Origin of the sequence: Streptomyces sp. CAU 1734 (assembly GCF_039888735.1) — a bacterium.
Lineage (GTDB): Bacteria > Actinomycetota > Actinomycetes > Streptomycetales > Streptomycetaceae > Streptomyces.
Window position 1 is genome coordinate 616,043 of the sequence record NZ_JBDQQP010000001.1, and the last position, 17,714, is coordinate 633,756.

The window sequence follows — 17,714 nt, forward strand, 5'->3', positions numbered from 1 at the left end:
CTACAGCGGACCGGGACGGGCTCCCGACCGGAGGGTGGGCAGGGTGGCGCGAGACCGGCTGTATCCCGAGCCGACGGGTGAGGTGCGCATGAGTCTGTCGCTGCGCTTCGCCGCAGGATCGCACAAGGGCATGATCCGGGAGGGCAACGAGGACTCCGGCTACGCCGGTCCCCGCCTGCTGGCCATCGCCGACGGCATGGGCGGTCAGGCCGCCGGCGAGGTCGCCTCGTCGGAGGTCATCTCCACCCTCGTCCAGCTCGACGACGACGTGCCGGGCTCGGACATCCTCACCTCGCTGGGCATGGCGGTCCAGCGCGCCAATGACCAGCTGCGGATGATGGTCGAGGAGGATCCCCAGCTCGAGGGCATGGGCACCACCCTCACCGCGCTGCTCTGGACCGGTCAGCGGCTGGGCCTGGTCCATGTCGGTGACTCCCGCGCCTATCTGCTGCGGGACGGTCTGCTGACGCAGATCACCCAGGACCACACCTGGGTGCAGCGGCTGGTCGACGAGGGCCGGATCACCGAGGAGGAGGCCACCACCCACCCGCAGCGCTCCCTGCTGATGCGCGCGCTGGGCAGTGGCGACCATGTCGAGCCGGATCTCTCCATCCGCGAGGTCCGGGCCGGCGACCGCTATCTGATCTGCTCCGACGGGCTCTCCGGGGTCGTCTCCCATCAGACGATGGAGGAGACCCTCGCCAGCTATCAGGGCCCGCAGGAGACGATCCAGAATCTGATCCAGCTCGCCCTGCGCGGCGGCGGCCCGGACAACATCACCTGCATCGTCGCCGATGTCTTCGACACCGACTCCAACGACACCCTGGCCGTGCAGCTCAGCGACACCCCGGTGGTCGTCGGCGCGGTGGCCGAGAACCAGCTCCAGCTCAATGACGGCGGGGCCATGCAGACCCCGGCCGGGCGCGCGGCCGGCCTGGGCCGCCCCGTACCCCCGCAGAACGGCGGCTTCGGCCCGGCCGGAGGCGCCGGCGGATACGACGGGGACCGCTCCGGTGACGGCTACGGCGGGCACGACGGATACGACGACGACGGCGATTTCGGCAAGTCCGGCGGCGGGCGCAAGTGGCTGAAGCGGTCGTTCTACATCGCTCTCGCCCTCGCGGTGGCCGGCGGCGGTCTGTACGCCGGGTACCGCTGGACGCAGACGCAGTACTACGTCGGCAGCAAGGGCGGCCATGTCGCCCTCTACCAGGGCATCAGCCAGGATCTGGCGTGGATCTCGCTCTCGAAGGTGGAGAAGGACCACCCCGAGATCGAACTCAAGTACCTGCCGCCGTATCAGCAGAAGCAGGTCGAGGCCACGATCACGCAGAAGAGCCTCGGCAAGGCACGCAGCAAGATCAATGAGCTCTCCGCGCAGGCGTCCGCCTGCAAGAAGGAGGAGCAGCGCCGCGAAGCCGCCAAGAATGTGATCAACACTCCCTCACCGGACAAGGCGAGCCCGACCTTCCCGGCCGGCGAAGGCGAGGCGGGGGGGACCACCGGTGTGCCCGCCGGCCAGTCCGGCTCGAAGAACCCGAAGAAACCGACCGCAGCCTCTCCCTCTCCCTCCCCGGGCCCCACCCTCACGGAGGACGAGCAGAAGCTGGCCTCGAACTGCGGCAAGCAGTAATCGGCCGTAGGGGGCCTCTCCACATATGAGCGTTGTCACCAACACCACCACAATCGGCGCGATCGAGGCACCGAGCCGCCGCAACACCGAGCTGATGATGCTCGGGTTCGCGGTCGTCGTGCCGGTCTTCGCGTACATCAATGTGGGGCTCGCCATCGACGGCGAGTTCCCCGCCGGAGTCCTCGGCTACGGACTCGGAATGGCCCTGCTCGCCGCGGTGGCCCATCTGGTGGTGCGGAAATTCGCCAAGTACGCCGATCCGCTGCTGCTGCCGCTGGCGGTACTCCTCAACGGCCTCGGGCTGGTGATGATCTGGCGGCTGGACCAGTCGGCCAGACTGATCCAGCGCGCCGAGAGCGCCTGGGGTTCGTTCAGCCCCGACGCGCCCAAGCAGATGATGTACTCGGCGATCGGCATCGCGCTCTTCGTGGCCGTACTGCTGGCCCTGAAGGACCACCGCATCCTCCAGCGCTACACCTACATCTCGATGGCGGTGTCGCTGGTCCTGCTGATCCTTCCGATGTTCTTCCCCGCCCGCAACGGCGCCAAGATCTGGATCAGCCTCGGCCCGATCAACGTCCAGCCCGGCGAGTTCGCGAAGATCATCATCGCGATCTTCTTCTCCGGCTACCTGATGGTGAAGCGGGACGCCCTGGCGCTCGCCAGCCGCCGGGTGATGGGCCTGTATCTGCCGCGCGGACGCGACCTCGGCCCGATCCTGGTGGTCTGGGCGATGTCGATCCTGATCCTGGTCTTCGAGACCGACCTCGGCACCTCGCTGCTCTTCTTCGGCCTCTTCGTGATCATGCTGTACGTCGCCACCGAGCGGACCAGCTGGATCGTCTTCGGTCTGCTGATGTCCGCGGCCGGAGCGGTCGGTGTGGCCACCTTCGAACCTCACGTCCAGCAGCGAGTGGAGTTCTGGCTCAATCCCTTCGCCCAGGCCACCTGGAACCAGAGTGAGCAGATCGGCCAGGCGCTGATGTCCTTCGGTGCCGGCGGCACCCTCGGCACCGGCCTCGGCCAGGGCAATTCCGATCTGATCGGCTTCGCCGCCAACTCCGACTTCATCCTCTCGACCGTGGGCGAGGAGCTCGGACTGGCCGGAATGATGGCCTTCCTGTTGATCTACGGCCTGATCGTGGAACGCGGAGTGCGGACCGCGCTCGCCGCCCGCGACCCCTTCGGCAAGCTGCTCGCCATCGGCCTCTCCGGCGCCTTCGCCATCCAGGTCTTCGTGGTCGCGGGCGGTGTGATGGGCCTGATCCCGCTGACCGGTATGACCATGCCGTTCGTCGCGGCCGGCGGCTCGTCGGTGATCGCCAACTGGGCGCTGATCGCCATTCTGATCCGTATCAGCGACACCGCCCGGCGCCCGGCACCCGCGCCCGCTCCCTCCCCCGACGCCGAGATGACCCAGGTGGTCCGACCGTGAACAAGCCCCTGCGCCGGATCGCGATCTTCTGCGGACTGCTGGTCCTCGCCCTGCTGGTGCGCACCAACTGGCTCCAGTACGTCGAGGCGGAGGAGCTGAACACGCACGACCGGAACCGCCGGGTGACGATCGAGCGGTACGCCAGCGAGCGCGGCAACATCATCGTCGACGGCAAGCCGATCACCGGCTCCATCAAGACCAGCGGCAGCGACTACCTCTTCAAGCGCACCTACGCCAACGGCCCCATGTGGGCCCCGGTGACCGGGTACAACTCCCAGGCGTTCGACGCAAACCAGCTGGAGAAGCTCCAGGACCCGATCCTGACCGGCAACTCCGACCGGCTCTTCTTCGACCGCACGATGGCGATGTTCACCGGCGACAAGAAGAAGGGCGGCAATGTCGTCACCACGCTGAACGGCGCCGCCCAGAAGGCCGCCTTCAAGGGGCTGGGCAAGAAGAAGGGCGCCGTCGCCGCGATCGACCCGAAGACCGGCAAGATCCTCGCCCTGGTGTCGACCCCGTCCTACGACCCCTCCGCCTTCGCCGGGAACTCCAACGCCGACACCAAGCAGTGGGTTGCCCTGAACAAGGACAAGGACAAGCCGATGCTCAACCGGGCATTGCGCGAGGTCTACCCGCCGGGATCCACCTTCAAGGTGCTGACCGCCGCCGCCGCGCTGGAGCACGGGGTGGTCGACGACATCGACGCCAAGACCGACACGCCCGACCCGTATGTCCTTCCGGGCACCAGGACCGAGCTGATCAACCAGGTCCAGGGCTGCAAGAACCTCTCCGTGAAGAAGGCGCTGGAGATCTCCTGCAACTCCGTCTTCGCCGAGCTCGCCAACAAGGTGGGCCTGGAGAAGATGGTCGAGACCGCGGAGAAGTTCGGCTTCAACGAGAAGGAGCTCTTCACCCCGGTCCGGGTGGAGGCGTCCCGGTACAACACCGACATGGAGCGCTCGGAGAACGCGCAGTCCGGCATCGGCCAGTTCGACACCGCGACCACGCCGCTCCAGATGGCCATGGTCACCGCGGCGATCGCCAATGACGGCAAGCTGATGAAGCCGTACATGATCGACCAGCTGGAGTCCCCCGACCTCGATGTGATCGAGGAGACCGAGCCGGAGGAGCTCAGCCGCCCGATCTCCGGCAAGACCGCGCAGCTGGTCCAGCAGATGATGGAGAACGTCGTCGACAGCGGCAGCGGCAGGAACGCGAAGATCAACGGCGTCAAGGTCGGCGGCAAGACCGGTACCGCCCAGCACGGTGTGGGGAACAGCAAGCGCCCGTACGCCTGGTTCATCTCCTACGCCAAAACCGACGAGGGCTCCCCGGTCGCGGTCGCGGTGATCGTCGAGGACGCGGGCGGTGTCGCCCGTGACGACATCTCCGGTGGCGGACTGGCCGCACCGATCGCCAAGGACGTGATGAAGGCGGTGCTGGAGAGCAAGAAGTGACGGGTGTCACGTCCCATCGCGATACCCGCACATTGGGGTACCGGTCGGGTATCAGGTGACGGTCGTGGCCCGGACGGGCACGGAGCGCCCGGTAGCGTATGCGCCAACAGCACACCGCCGGACCGCCTCCGGGTGCGGCGGCGACTGACGGAGAGGGCTGGAACAGTTATGGAAGAGCCGCGTCGCCTCGGCGGGCGGTACGAACTGGGCTCGGTGCTCGGCCGCGGTGGCATGGCGGAGGTCTACCTCGCCCACGACACCAGGCTCGGCCGCACCGTCGCCGTGAAGACGCTGCGGGCCGATCTCGCCCGTGACCCGTCCTTCCAGGCCCGGTTCCGCCGTGAGGCCCAGTCGGCCGCCTCGCTCAACCACCCGGCGATCGTCGCTGTCTACGACACCGGCGAGGACTACGTCGACCAGGTCTCCATCCCGTACATCGTGATGGAGTACGTCGACGGCTCCACGCTCAGAGAGCTGCTGCACTCCGGTCGCCGGCTGCTCCCCGAGCGCACGCTGGAGATGACCATCGGCATCCTCCAGGCCCTGGAGTACTCGCACCGCAACGGCATCGTCCACCGGGACATCAAGCCGGCCAACGTCATGCTGACGCGCACCGGCCAGGTCAAGGTGATGGACTTCGGCATCGCGCGCGCCATGGGCGACGCGGGTATGACGATGACCCAGACCGCGGCCGTCATCGGCACCGCCCAGTACCTCTCCCCCGAGCAGGCCAAGGGCGAGCAGGTCGACGCCCGCTCCGACCTGTACTCCACCGGCTGTCTGCTCTACGAGCTGCTGACCGTGCGCCCTCCGTTCATCGGCGACTCGCCGGTCGCGGTGGCCTATCAGCATGTCCGGGAGGAGCCGCAGCCGCCCTCCAACTTCGACGCCGAGATCACGCCCGAGATGGACGCCATCGTCCTCAAGGCACTGGTCAAGGACCCCGACTACCGCTATCAGTCGGCCGATGAGATGCGTGCCGACATCGAGGCGTGTCTGGACGGCCAGCCGGTGGCCGCGACCGCGGCGATGGGCGCCGGCGGCTACGGCGGATACCCGCCGGAGGACCAGCAGACCGCCGCCCTGCGGCCGGCCGATCACGCGGCGGGCCAGACGGCGATGATGCCGCCGGTGAATCCGGACGACGGCGGCTACGGCGGCTATGACGACGGCCGGGGCCGCCGGCGGACCAAGAAGTCGAACACCTCCACGATTCTGCTGGTGGTCGCGGGAATCCTGGTGCTGATCGGCGCGGTGCTGATCGGCCGTTCCGTCTTCTGGAACGAGCCCGACCCCGGGGACGTGCCCGTACCGGCCCTGGTGGGCCTGACGGTCCAGGAGGCGTCGAAACTCGCGAGCCACGCCGGGGTCAAGCTGAACGAGGCCGGCACCGACCGCTGCGATCAGCCGGAGAAGACGATCTGCAGCCAGACCCCGGCCGACGGCTCGATCAAGCCGGGCGACACCATCGACTACATCCTCTCCGAGGGCGCCCCGCAGGTCGAGGTCCCCGATGTCACCGAGAAGTCGCGGGACAACGCGGTGGAGGCGCTGGAGCGCAAGGGCTTCAAGGTCGACGTCAAGGAGTCCGAGTCGTCGAACGCCCCCGCCGGGTCGGTGATCGAGCAGGACCCCAAGGCCAACAGCATGGCCGAGAAGAACACCACGGTGACCATCACGGTGGCCAAGCAGGCCATGGAGACGGTGCCGCCGGTCGTCGGAACCCAGCTCGCGAACGCGCAGTCGCAGCTCTCGGTCCTCGGTTTCCAGGTGTCCACGGAGTTCGTGGACTCCGAGAAGCCCAAGAACGAGGTCGTCGACCAGACGCCGGGACGGGACCAGAAGGCCCCGAAGAACAGCACGGTGAAGCTGAAGGTCTCCAAGGGCCCGGCGGAGACCGTGCCGGTGCCCCAGCTCCAGGGATCGACGCTCGGCCAGGCGAAGGCCCTGCTGGAGCAGTCCGGTCTGGAGCTCGGCAGTGTCACCAACGGCCCGGACGACGACAATGCGCTGATCAGCGGCCAGGACCCGCAGCCGGGCACCCAGGTCTCACCCGATCAGAAGATCAATGTGACCACCCTCGGCATCGGCAACGGGAACAACGGCGGCGACGGCGGGGGAGACGGGGACGGGGACGGCGGATTCATCGGAGGAATCGGCCGCCGGGACTAGGCCCGGAACGGGCCGGGGAGCCGTGGATGGCCCCCCGGGAGCACCCACGGCTCCCCGGGGCTCCTGAAGGGCCCGCAGGGCCGCTGTGAGGCGGCCGGAGGCCCCGCCCGCGAGCGGACAGTACGCCGGAAGCCCCGGCCACCTCGGAAGGTGGCCGGGGCTTCCGCGTACGGGGGCCCGGAGCGCGCCTCAGCGCAGTTCGGCGGGTTTGGCGCGGTCCTTGCCGACCTTCACCTCGCGGACCAGCTCGCCCCACACGATGTACCGGTAGTCCGAGGTCAGGATCGGCGTACAGGTGGTGAGCGTGATGTAGCGCCCGGCCTTGGTCCGGCCCGATTCCCCCGGGACCGGGTCGAGCACCTTCACGTTGTACTTCGAGGTCTTCGGCAGGACCTTGTAGACCTTGTAGACGTACCAGGTGTCCTTCGTCTCGAAGACGATCGGATCACCCTTCCGCAGCTTGTGGATGTTGTGGAACTTCGCGCCGTGGCCGTCGCGGTGCGCGGCCAGCGTGAAGTTGCCCTTCGCGTCCCAGGGAAGCCCCGACTTGACCGGCTCGGTGTAGTACCCGGCGGTGCCCTTGTTGAGGTCCTTGAGGTCGGTGCCCTTCTTGACCAGCACTTCGCCGTTCCTCATCGCGGGAACATGGAGGAAGCCGACACCGCCCCTGGTGTTGAGCGCCCCCGGGCCGCCGGGCCCGCCGTCCGCCCACTTCTCGCGCATCCGGTCGCTCTGGCGGGACGCCTCCCGGTCGGCCACCACATTGGTCCACCAGAGCGAGTACGCGACGAAGAGCCCCAGCACCACACCCGCGGTGATCAGCAGCTCGCCGAGAACACTGATGACACCGGCGATCCGGCCGCGCGCACGTGACACTGCTGTCTCTTCCCGTCCGATCCGAAGAATCCACCGGGGCGCGCGGAACCCCCCGCCCCCGGTGGTGTCCTAGCCTACGAGCGCGTCGGGTTTGCCCTTGCTGCGAGGCCGTTCCTCGGTCAGCTCGCCCCATACGATCATCCGGTATGTGCTGGTGAACTCCGGTGTGCAGGTGGTGAGGGTGATGTAGCGCCCCGGCGCGGTGAAGCCCGAGCCGGGCGGGACCGGCCCGATCACCGCGACATTGGACGGCGGGGTCTGCGGGAGGATGCTCGCCATCTCGTAGGTGTAGTACGTGTCGCGGGTCTCCACGACGATGGGGTCGCCGGGCTTCAGCCGGTTGATGTAGCGGAACGGCTCGCCATGGGTGTTGCGGTGGCCGGCGACGGCGAAGTTGCCCGTCTTCTCCGAGGGCATCGCGGTCTTGAGCCGGCCCTCGCTGTAGTGGCCCACCATGCCCCGGTCGAGCACCTTCTCCTTGTCGATGCTCGCGGCGACCGGGACGACCACGTCCAGCTTGGGGATGTACATGATCGCGAACCCCTCGCCCGGCTTGAAGGCACCGGGTTCGCGGCCCTTCGCCCAGGCGTCCTGGATCTTGTTGGTCTCCTTGTCGACCTCCTGGCCCGCGCGGACATTGGTCCACCAGAGCTGATAGGTGACGAAGAGCAGCATCAGCAGACCGAAGGTGATGAAGAGTTCGCCCAGGGCGCGGCTGGCGACGACGGCGGGGCTGTCCTTGGCCGCGCGGGCGGCGCGGCGGGCCTCGACCCGGGTGAGCCGCCGCGCGGGCGGCTCACCGCCGCCGGGTCCCTGGTGCCGCTGATACGGCTGGTGATCCTGGTGACTCCAGTGATCCCGGTGACCCTGGTACTCCTGATGCCCCTGGTACTCGCCGTGCGCCTCGTACCCGCCGTGCCCCTGGTACTCGCCGTGCGCCTCGTACCCGCCGTGCCCCTGGTACTCGCCGTGCGCCTCGTACCCGCCGTGCCCCTGCCGCGGCCCGTCGTGGCCCTGGTCCCATCCGGATGCCCGATACCGGGGCGGGTCCGGCGGAGCGGGGGCGGGGACGGCGGCGGACTGCGGCGGCGGGGGGCTCTTGCGTCCGCGTCCCCGGCCCTTCGCGGCTCTGCGGCGCTCGGCCCGCCCGGGACCGGGCAGCGGCTCCGGATGCCCGGGGCCGCCCCACCGGTCCGGCAAGGGGTCGTACTCCTCCCCCGTGTCCCCCGGACTCCGGGCGGTCACGCCAGAGCCTTGCCCACAGCCTTGCCCACGACCGGCGTGAGCCCCGCCGACCGCTCGACGGCACCGGCGTCGCCGCACTGCTCCAGCCAGTTGGCGAGCATCAGATGACCGTGTTCGGTGAGCACCGACTCGGGGTGGAACTGCACTCCCTCGACGGCGAATTCCCGGTGCCGCAGCCCCATGATGATCCCGTCCGCCGTCCGCGCCGTGACCTCCAGCTCCGGGGGCAGCCGGGAGGGCTCCGCCGCCAGCGAGTGGTAGCGGGTCGCGGTGAAGGGGGACGGCAGATGCGCGAAGACGCCCTTGCCGCCATGGGTGACCGGCGAGGTCTTCCCGTGCAGCAGCTCGGGGGCGCGGTCCACGACTCCGCCGTACGCCACCGCCATCGACTGCATGCCCAGACAGACCCCGAAGACGGGCACCCCGGTGGCCGCGCAGTGGCGCACCATGTCGACACAGACCCCGGCCTCCTCGGGGGTGCCGGGCCCGGGGGAGAGCAGTACGCCGTCGAAGCCGTCCTGTGCGTGGGCGAGCTCCACCTCGTCGTTCCGCACCACCTCGCACTCGGCGCCGAGCTGATACAGGTACTGGACCAGGTTGAAGACAAAGCTGTCGTAGTTGTCGACGACCAGGATGCGTGCGCTCATCGGGCAACCCCCTCTTCCGCTCCGGACGCCCCGGCCGCGCCACCGGCCCCGGCGCCGTCCACGGTCACGTCATTGAACGGGAGCAGCGGTTCCGCCCACGGGAAGACGTACTGGAACAGCACATAGACCACCGCGAGCACCAGGACGAGCGAGATGACCGCCCGCATCCATGTGTTGCCCGGCAGATGGCGCCAGATCCAGCCGTACATCGCCGTCCCTCTCCGTTCGGTACCGGTCCAGACTAAAGGTCGGTGCCGCCCGGCGGGTCGGCTGCGCGAAGCCGGTGGTCTGCCGTCCGTCACAGGCCGGGCGCCCTCCGGCCGGGCCCGCGATCGATCACCCCGGTATCGGCCGGAACCGCGCGCGGCGGCCGGCGCCCGATCCGGTACGTGCACCGGGGCGCCCCGTCCGCCGGGTCCCGGCGATCAGCCGCACCGGCGAACGGACCGCCTCCCCCGCCACGCCCGGGGTGTTACCGCGCGGGCTCCGCGTAATGAAGATCCACGGTGCCCGAGTAACCGGGCAGAGTCACCGCGTCACGCTCGTCCACTTTCCAGCCGAGTCCGTACGCCTTCACATAGAGCTGGTAGTTCCGGACCGCCGGCGAGGCGTCGAGCGCCTTCTCCAGCCGGCCCCGGTCGCCGACCGCGGTGATCTTGTACGGGGGTGAGTAGACCCGCCCCTGGAGGATCAGGGTGTTGCCCACACAGCGCACGGCGCTGGTGGAGATCAGCCGCTGGTCCATGACCTGGATGCCCTTCGCACCGCCCTGCCACAGCGCATTGACCACGGCCTGGAGATCCTGCTGGTGAATGACCAGGTCATTGGCCTGGGGCTCGGGGTAGCCGGGGGCCGCCCGGGCGTTCGGCGGAGCGTCGTCCAGGGTCACGGTCAGGGCCCCGCCGCTGACCTCGCGGGTGCCCGCGGCGCCCTCCAGGGCCCCGAGCCGCTCGTCCTCGGCCCGGGTGGATCCGTCGTCCCGGTCGGCGAGGGCGTCGACCTCGTCCCGCAGACCGGCGGTGGACTCGTCGAGCCGGGCGTTCTTGGAGCTGCGCTGTTCGATCAGGTCGGAGAGCTTCAGCAGGGAGTCGTCGGTGCGGAGATTGGTGCCCTTGGCGGTGTTGAAACTGGTGACGAAGATGAGGCCGGCGAGCGCGAAGACGGCAGCCGTCAGCAGCCGGCCCACCCGCTTCCGGAAGAAGCGAACCGGCCCTGGCCTGGAGTTGGCGGAATTACTCAACGTACCCTTATCTCCTCAGGCGCCGCGGAAGCACTACGCTAACGGACGCCCGGAAGGAGGGAGCGGCCCCGTCGCTCCACACCCCGGCGTCAGCCACAGTTTCCCTGCGCGGTCACGCAGCGCATCGACAGGAGAGTCCCTCGTGCCGAAGTCACGTATCCGCAAGAAGGCCGATTTCACGCCGCCGCCCGCGACGAAGCAGGCGACGGCCATCAAGCTGACCAACCGGAGCTGGGTCGCGCCGGTGATGCTCGCGCTCTTCCTGCTCGGGCTGGCCTGGATCGTCCTCTTCTATGTGACCGACGGCTCACTGCCGCTCGACAGCATCGGCGACTGGAACATCGTGGTGGGCTTCGCCTTCATCGCCGCGGGATTCGGTGTCTCCACTCAGTGGAAGTAGTGCCATCGGGCCGCCGCCGGCAGAACCGGCCGGCGGCCCGGTGTCAAACTCTGGCCCGAGTTATCCACAGCGTTGTCCACAGTGGGGAAAAGGTCAGACGATCTGTGGATAACCCTCAGCGGGTTGACGCCGGTGTGACTGCCTCGGCCATCTCGGTGACCTGAGCCGCCCCTTGCCCTCGCTGGGGAAAGCCGGCCCGGTGACCGGCCGAGCACATGTTCCCCACCCCCCGCACAGGATTCGCCACCCGCTGTGGACAACCAGTGGACAGCGACCGTCCGGAGCTGGGGAAAGCCCTGCTCATATCGTTTCCGCAGGGGCGCCGCAGGGCCGCCGGGGCAGCGGTTTCCACCGCCGCCCGCGGGCCCGGCACCGGCTCACGTCAGGGCGGCGGTCCGGACGATGACGGCGGCCACGATGAGCAGCAGCACGCCGGCGAGAGTGCCCGCCTGGACCAGGGTGCGGCGGTCCCGGGGCGCGTACACCAGTCCGAGAGTGACCAGGACGCCCGTCACCAGACCGCCGATGTGCCCCTCCCAGGAGATGTCCGGCCGGGTGAAGGTGAGCACCAGATTCACCGCCAGCAGGACGAGCACGAACCGCATGTCGAGATGGGACCGCCGCGCCAGCACGATGAAGGCGCCCATCAGTCCGAAGATCGCACCCGAGGCGCCCAGCGAGGGCTGATTCGGCGCGGCGAGGACATAGGCCAGCACACTGCCGCCGAGCCCCGAGAGCAGATAGAGCGCGATATACCGGCTGCGGCCGAGCGCCGGTTCCACCATCCGGCCGAGGAACCACAGCCCCAGCAGGTTGAAGAGGATGTGCGGCACTTCCTGGTGCAGGAAGGCCGCGGTGATCAGCCGGTACCACTGGCCGTGGGCGACCCCGACGACCTCGCCCAGCTGAGGGCTGTACGCGTACCCGATCAGCTCGGTCTCGGCGAGGAACCGCTCGCCGAGCGTGAGCACCAGGACGAAGACCGCGAGATTGATCCCGATGAGGACCTTGGTCACCGGGAAGCCGTCACCGGTGTGGGTGCCCCCGGCGATGGTGCGCGGCTGATTGGCGGTGGGGCTGTGGCCGGTGCCGGAGCCGGTGCGGACGCACTCCGGGCACTGGAAGCCGACCGACGCGCTGATCATGCACTCCGGGCAGATCGGGCGCTCGCAGCGGGTGCAGCTGATCCCGGTCTCGCGATCGGGGTGCCGGTAGCAGTGGGTCAGGCCCGCCGCGCCCTGCGGCCCCTGTGGCTCCTGCGGACTGCCTGGCGCCTGGTCCATGAAAATCCTCAATCCTCCCGAATCAACACACCGCCCCGTCCATCCAGACGGATGAACGGGGCGTGTTTGTTCCCCCGGCGCTGCGGCCCGAACCGCGAATCGGCGGGGAATCGGCGGAAACGGGGCCCGGCGGGGGCCCCGGAAGCGGCGAGCGGGTCAGCTCCGGCGCGTCTCGACGACCACGGACTCGATCACCACGTCGTCGACCGGGCGGTCGGTGCGCTGGTTGGTCTCCGTGTTCGCGATCCCGTCCACCACGGCGGTGCCCGCCTTGCCGGTGACCTCGCCGAAGATGGTGTGCTTCCCGGTCAGCCACCCGGTGGGGGAGACGGTGATGAAGAACTGGGAGCCATTGGTGCCCGGCCCGGAATTGGCCATGGCCAGCAGATACGGCTTGGTGAAGGCCAGCTCCGGGTGGAACTCGTCCGGGAACTTGTAGCCGGGGCCACCGGTGCCGTTGCCCAGCGGGTCACCGCCCTGGATCATGAAGCCCTTGATCACCCGGTGGAAGACGGTGCCGTCGTAGAGCGGCGCCTTGGAGACCTCGCCGGTGTCCGGGTTGGTCCATTCACGCTCGCCCTTGGCCAGTTCGACAAAGTTCCTGACCGTTTTCGGTGCGTGGTTCGGCAGCAGCCGGATCTCGATGTCGCCCCGATTGGTCTTGAGGGTGGCGTAAAGCTGCTCGGCCACGGTCCCGCCTTCCGTAAGTCTTCCGCTGAACGCGACGATCCTCGCACGGCGGACCGGAGCCGCCGTGCAGCCGGAATCGCGGGAGGCGGGGCCGGGGAACGGCGGATCAATCGGAGCCGGAGGAAGCGCCGGAGAGCGGGTGGGGAGCGGGGCGGGGTGCCGCACGGAGAACAGGGCGGGGAGCGGGGCCGGGGAGGGGGGTCGCACCAATGGCGGAGCGGGCGTGACCCGGATGCCCGCCCCACATGCCGCGGCAGCGCCCGGCAGGCATGATTTCCCAGCAGAGGGAAAGGCGACATGTGCCGACCTGGGAATTGCGCCCAGACCACGAAACGCCACCGAGGAGGAGGATCCCCGTGACCCGCATGGACAGCGTGCGCGCCGCGACCGATTCGGCGAAAGAAAGCGTGCTGCACGCCGCGGAAGTGGTGGCGCCATACGCCGGTACAGCCAGGGACCAGGCGGCGCACTACGCGCATGAAACGCGTGTGCTGCTCGCGCCCAAGGTCTCCCGGGCCGCTCAGCAGGCCCGTACCCAGGCCCGTGTTCAGTACGGCACCCATGTGGCGCCGCATGTGCCGCCGAAGGTGGACGTCGCAGCACACCGAGCCGCCTCACAGGCCCGGAAAGCCGCACGCCAGGCGGCGGATTACACCAAACCGCGGGTGGAACACGCGGTTGCGGTCGCTCAGCCCGTGGGGGCGGAGGCCGCGGCTCGTTCCGCTGCCGCGCTGGCCGCGCTGCGCGGTCAGGTGACGGCGAAGGAGATCAGGAAGCTGGTGGCCAAGCACGAACGCCGGGCGAGGGCCGGGCGCGTCGGCAGGGGGGTGCTGATCGCCGGTGTGGTGGCCGGCGGGGCTTTCGCTCTGTGGAAGTGGTGGGACCGGCAGGCCAATCCCGACTGGCTGGTGGAACCGCCCGCCGCGACCGAGGTTCCGGACCGCGACCGGCTGTCGTCGGTGGACGGCAGTCCGGAGGCACTGGACCCGGAGGTACGGGCGAAGCAAGAGGAAGCGGATGCCGCGGACAACGGGGAGAGGCCGGACGGCCGTCGCCATTCGTCATGACGGCAGTCACACGGAGCGCCGGGAGCGGAGTATTTCTCCCGGCGCTTCATGCCGCCGGGGCGAGCGCGTTGTCGTCGCTGTCACCGGTGGAGTGGTCCACGCGGTGTGGCCCGTCCGCGGCGACCACGGTGAATCTGCGGTCCACGGCGGACGGCCGGGCCGGGACACCGCGCCGGTCGTGGGCGGAGAAGCGGTTCCGGGCCGACTGCCGTGAGCGCTCCTGGGAGGGCGCGAGAGCGGTGAGTGCCGGACGGGCCGGAAGATCCGTCACGGGCGGGGTCGCGGTGGCGGCGGACGGGGAGACGGCGGGGCGCAACGCGTATGACTCGGCGGCGGACGGCGCGCCCGGGTCGGCGGCGTACTCCTCGGAGCGCGCGCCCGCGGCGGCGGCGGATGCGCCCGCTCGTGTGCCCGATGAGCTCGTACCCGCTGAACGCGTACCCGCTGAACTCGCACCCGACGAACGCGTACCCGCCGAACCGGCCCTCGTGCCCGATGCGTCCGCTCCGGTATCCGATGAGCCCGGTCCCGCGGCGGTGTCCCGCGCACCGGCCGGTCCCGTGCCCGGGCTGAAGCCCTGCCCCGGTCCGAAGGCCGCGGTGAATCCCGTGCCGAGGATCGTGTCCGTGTCCAGGGCGGGCAGTTTGCGGACCGAGGGCGAGGTGCCGTGGGCCTCGGCGCCGATGCGCTGCTTGATGGTGGGCGGCAGCGACCTGTCCCGGGTGCGCGGGTTCCACCGGGTGTTCCTGGTCTTCTGCGCGGGTACCGAGGCGCGTACGGTTCGTTCCCGCCGCGGCCCGGTGATTCCCCGGGAGCCGGTCCTTCCGGCGGAGTCCCCCGCCGCGGAGCCCGTTCCGGCTCCGGCGCCGGGATCCCCGGAGCCTCCCGACTCCGTCCGGGCCGCCACCGGCACGGCCGGGGAGTCCGGAGCGGCGGCGGGGGCGCCGGCGGTCCGCCGCGTGGCGGAGGCCGTGCCGGTCAGTCCCAGCGCGGCGAAGAGGGTGACAAGAGCGGTGATGAAGGCGGTCCACAAGTCTCTGACCTTGATGGCGGCGGTGGCGGCCATGACCCCTCGCTTTCCATGACGTTCGGGTTGGGCGATCTGCATACCTTTGTAATGATGTGTACGCATCTCGACTTGCGAAGGACCGACGCAGGTGCTGGACAGTTCTTCTGATGAACACCACCCGTACGGCTCACTCCGGGTGGCCAGAAGCGGATCGACATGTTCCGGGGACTCCCCCGGCCGCCCTCCGCCTGATCGTCTTTGCGTCAAGAAACCGGCCACTTCGCGAATCTCCGCCGGTCACACCGGAAATCGCACAACCCTGGACCCCCTCCCGGGCTCTTTCCTCGTGACGAACCACGAACGAGGAGGAAACCTTGGGACTCCAGGGTTGGAGAAGCGCCGCCGTGGCCACCGGCATGGCCGGAGTGCTCGTCGGTACGGTGGGCGTGCAGGCGATGGCGGCCCCGGCGGCGCCCGCCGCACCGGTGGCCGATCTGCGGGCGGATGTGAACCGCGACGGAAGTGTCGACATCTCCGGCACGACCGACACTCCGGGCGAGGACGCCTGGAGCCGCGCGCGCGGTGCGGTGATGCTGCCGAACATGGACGACGACAACAAGCGCTGTCCGGTCAAGAACCATCTGGGCAAGCCGCTGAGCGAGGCGCTGCTGGCCCGCTGTCACGACGCCTCGGACAATGTGCTGAACGGCGCGAGCGACGCGGCCGACCTGGCCCGGGTGAAGACCGTCCCGGCCCCGTCGGTCTCCGACACGGCCACCGGCACGGTCACGCTGGCGGGCACGGAGAAGGCCCGGCTGTTCATCCAGCGCGGCGGCAAGTGGAAGCACTTCACCGCCGCCGACCGGCTGACCGCGGCCGAGCTGCGCGCCGGGGTGGAGTTCGGGGTCGAGGCCACCGATGTGGTGCGGGACTCCAAGGTCTGGGACGGCAAGGTCACCGTCCGGCTGACCGTCACCCAGGACGGTGCCACCGCCTCCGACGACGTACTGCTGAAGACGGCCCCGGTGCTCACCCACCACCACAAGCAGCGGGCCCAGGAAGTCCTGGTGACGAAGATCCCGGCCGACCCGAACTGGCCGGGATCCCTCACCAAGGCGCAGCACAAGTTCGTCGCCGACCTGGAGCGCGAGGTCAAGGCCGCGGGCATCACCCGGCCGGTGAAGAAGTTCAACCGCTCCCAGGACCCCTGGACGCAGGACTTCTTCGAGCCCGGCTATGTGAGCATGACCGGCCCCGGCGGGAAGACCCACGCGATACGGCTGATGATCCGTTCGGCCCAGCTGGACCGGGAGGCCGGGCGGGAGCTCTTCGAGAAGCTGCGCGGCCGGGACATCGGAGTGATCCAGCCGGTCGACGCGCTGCCGAACGAGGAGTGGACGCTCAACTCCATGGGCAACCTGGAGACGATTCCGCCCTACGCCCACAACGGCAAGTCGTACCCGGCGGGCCGGATCATCATGGGCCACCGGCCGGACAGCAAGTCCAAGCCGGCGAAGTCGATGCGGACCTTCCTCGCCTCGCAGGGCATGCAGTCGCCGCTGCTGCTCGACACCGCGTGGCTGGCCGTCGGCCATGTGGACGAGTTCGTGCAGTTCCTGCCCGCCGACACCCCGCGCGGCTGGCGGATCGCCGTCTCCGACACCAAGGCGGGCCTGGCGGTGCTGAACAAGGCCAAGGCCGCGGGTCACGGCAAGAAGAAGATGTTCTCCGTCCCCTCGTACGCCGGTGAGCCGGCCCCGAAGGAGACCATCGCCCAGGTGCTGGCGAACAAGAAGTTCCTCGCCGACAACAAGACCGCGCAGACGCGGATCGACGCGAACATCCGGCTGCTGAAGGCGGAGACCGGGATCACCGACGCGGAGATCATGCGGGTGCCGAGCCTCTTCGCGGGCCATGCCATGGGGCGCGCGGGCGAGGCCCGGAAGCAGGAGAGCTCCATCAGCCCGAAGCTGGGCCGGCTGAACGGCGACTTCTTCGGTCAGTTCAAGACGGGCCCGAAGGACAAGCGCGGCGACCGGGCCTTCTCCGGCAGCGGCAAGGCTCCGGTCGTGCAGACCGGCGCGTATGTGCCCGGCGCGGTCAATGGTGTGGTGCTCAGCGATTCGCGCTATCTCTCGGCGAAGCAGTGGGGCCCGGTCATCGGCGGCAAGGACGTCTTCGGCGCGGCGGTGAGCGCGGTGTACGCCAAGGCGGGCTTCAAGACCGCGTACATCGACGACTGGTACACGTACCACCTGGGCTGGGGAGAGGTGCACTGCGGGACGAACACCCTGCGGGACGCCTCCCAGCAGTGGTGGTAGCGGTCCCGGCCTCCTGACGGTATTTCATGACGGTGCCCCCGTGCGGACCTCGGTTCCGTGCGGGGGCGCCGTCACGGGGGCGAGGCGGGGCGGGCGGCCCCGGGCCGGAGTCACCCGCTGCTTGTCGCCCTTGACGCGTCTGCCGAAGAGCCTGCCCGTGCGCCGGGTGCGGACGCATCCACGAATCCGTGCTCCTGGAGAATCGGCGCGGATCGGCCTCGATCATGTGAATCCCT

At 69.4% G+C, this 17,714-nt stretch carries 15 protein-coding genes; 7 read left to right on the forward strand and 8 right to left on the reverse strand.

Translation table 11 applies throughout. From position 1 onward, the window contains the following. Positions 1–88 precede the first annotated feature (88 nt). The 4 genes from AAFN69_RS02545 (at position 89) to pknB (ending at position 6,700) form a co-directional block, all read left to right on the forward strand. Positions 89–1,633, forward strand: coding sequence for a PP2C family serine/threonine-protein phosphatase (locus tag AAFN69_RS02545; protein WP_347726543.1), 1,545 nt, complete (start codon positions 89–91; stop codon positions 1,631–1,633). Between the two features lie 25 nt (positions 1,634–1,658). Continuing rightward, positions 1,659–3,068 (forward strand): FtsW/RodA/SpoVE family cell cycle protein, encoded by a 1,410-nt coding sequence (locus AAFN69_RS02550; protein ID WP_347726544.1) that lies wholly within the window; start codon positions 1,659–1,661, stop codon positions 3,066–3,068. Next, the gene (locus AAFN69_RS02555; RefSeq protein WP_347726545.1) at positions 3,065–4,528 is read left to right on the forward strand and encodes a penicillin-binding transpeptidase domain-containing protein; all 1,464 of its coding nucleotides are present in this window, start codon (positions 3,065–3,067) and stop codon (positions 4,526–4,528) included. Before AAFN69_RS02550 ends, AAFN69_RS02555 begins: the two co-directional genes overlap by 4 nt. 168 nt (positions 4,529–4,696) lie before the next feature. Next, positions 4,697–6,700 (forward strand): Stk1 family PASTA domain-containing Ser/Thr kinase, encoded by a 2,004-nt coding sequence (pknB, locus tag AAFN69_RS02560; RefSeq protein WP_347726546.1) that lies wholly within the window; start codon positions 4,697–4,699, stop codon positions 6,698–6,700. A gap of 189 nt (positions 6,701–6,889) precedes the next feature. On the opposite strand, the gene AAFN69_RS02565 is transcribed toward pknB, so the two are convergent. From AAFN69_RS02565 to AAFN69_RS02585, 5 genes are all read right to left on the reverse strand, one after another. Further along, positions 6,890–7,576 (reverse strand): class E sortase, encoded by a 687-nt coding sequence (locus AAFN69_RS02565; RefSeq protein ID WP_347726547.1) that lies wholly within the window; start codon positions 7,574–7,576, stop codon positions 6,890–6,892. 69 nt (positions 7,577–7,645) lie between these two features. Then, on the reverse strand, positions 7,646–8,821 hold the full coding sequence (locus AAFN69_RS02570) for a class E sortase (RefSeq protein WP_347726548.1): 1,176 nt from the start codon (positions 8,819–8,821) through the stop codon (positions 7,646–7,648). Next, positions 8,818–9,468 (reverse strand): aminodeoxychorismate/anthranilate synthase component II, encoded by a 651-nt coding sequence (locus AAFN69_RS02575; RefSeq protein ID WP_347726549.1) that lies wholly within the window; start codon positions 9,466–9,468, stop codon positions 8,818–8,820. Before AAFN69_RS02575 ends, AAFN69_RS02570 begins: the two co-directional genes overlap by 4 nt. Next, positions 9,465–9,677, reverse strand: coding sequence for a hypothetical protein (locus tag AAFN69_RS02580; protein WP_347726550.1), 213 nt, complete (start codon positions 9,675–9,677; stop codon positions 9,465–9,467). Before AAFN69_RS02580 ends, AAFN69_RS02575 begins: the two co-directional genes overlap by 4 nt. A 263-nt stretch (positions 9,678–9,940) precedes the next feature. Further along, complete coding sequence (locus tag AAFN69_RS02585; RefSeq protein ID WP_347726551.1) at positions 9,941–10,708, reverse strand: DUF881 domain-containing protein; 768 nt, start codon at positions 10,706–10,708, stop codon at positions 9,941–9,943. Between the two features lie 142 nt (positions 10,709–10,850). Here AAFN69_RS02585 and crgA point away from each other — a divergent pair, with 142 nt between their 5' ends. Further along, positions 10,851–11,108: a cell division protein CrgA gene (crgA, locus tag AAFN69_RS02590; protein ID WP_347726552.1), complete on the forward strand. Its 258-nt coding sequence runs from the start codon at positions 10,851–10,853 to the stop codon at positions 11,106–11,108. Positions 11,109–11,485: 377 nt separating this feature from the next. Here crgA and AAFN69_RS02595 read toward each other — a convergent pair whose 3' ends face one another. Both AAFN69_RS02595 and AAFN69_RS02600 read right to left on the reverse strand, forming a co-directional pair. Further along, positions 11,486–12,391: a rhomboid family intramembrane serine protease gene (locus tag AAFN69_RS02595; protein ID WP_347726553.1), complete on the reverse strand. Its 906-nt coding sequence runs from the start codon at positions 12,389–12,391 to the stop codon at positions 11,486–11,488. Positions 12,392–12,547: 156 nt separating this feature from the next. Then, positions 12,548–13,081 (reverse strand): peptidylprolyl isomerase, encoded by a 534-nt coding sequence (locus AAFN69_RS02600; protein WP_347726554.1) that lies wholly within the window; start codon positions 13,079–13,081, stop codon positions 12,548–12,550. Between the two features lie 356 nt (positions 13,082–13,437). Here AAFN69_RS02600 and AAFN69_RS02605 point away from each other — a divergent pair, with 356 nt between their 5' ends. Beyond that, a complete protein-coding gene (locus AAFN69_RS02605) occupies positions 13,438–14,148 on the forward strand; it encodes a DUF5324 family protein (RefSeq protein ID WP_347726555.1) in 711 nt (236 codons plus the stop codon). A gap of 46 nt (positions 14,149–14,194) precedes the next feature. Here AAFN69_RS02605 and AAFN69_RS02610 read toward each other — a convergent pair whose 3' ends face one another. Next, on the reverse strand, positions 14,195–15,214 hold the full coding sequence (locus AAFN69_RS02610) for a DUF6344 domain-containing protein (RefSeq protein ID WP_347726556.1): 1,020 nt from the start codon (positions 15,212–15,214) through the stop codon (positions 14,195–14,197). A gap of 317 nt (positions 15,215–15,531) precedes the next feature. Between AAFN69_RS02610 and AAFN69_RS02615 the strand changes: the two genes are divergently transcribed. Beyond that, on the forward strand, positions 15,532–17,478 hold the full coding sequence (locus AAFN69_RS02615; RefSeq protein WP_347726557.1) for a protein-arginine deiminase domain-containing protein: 1,947 nt from the start codon (positions 15,532–15,534) through the stop codon (positions 17,476–17,478). Positions 17,479–17,714 lie beyond the last annotated feature (236 nt).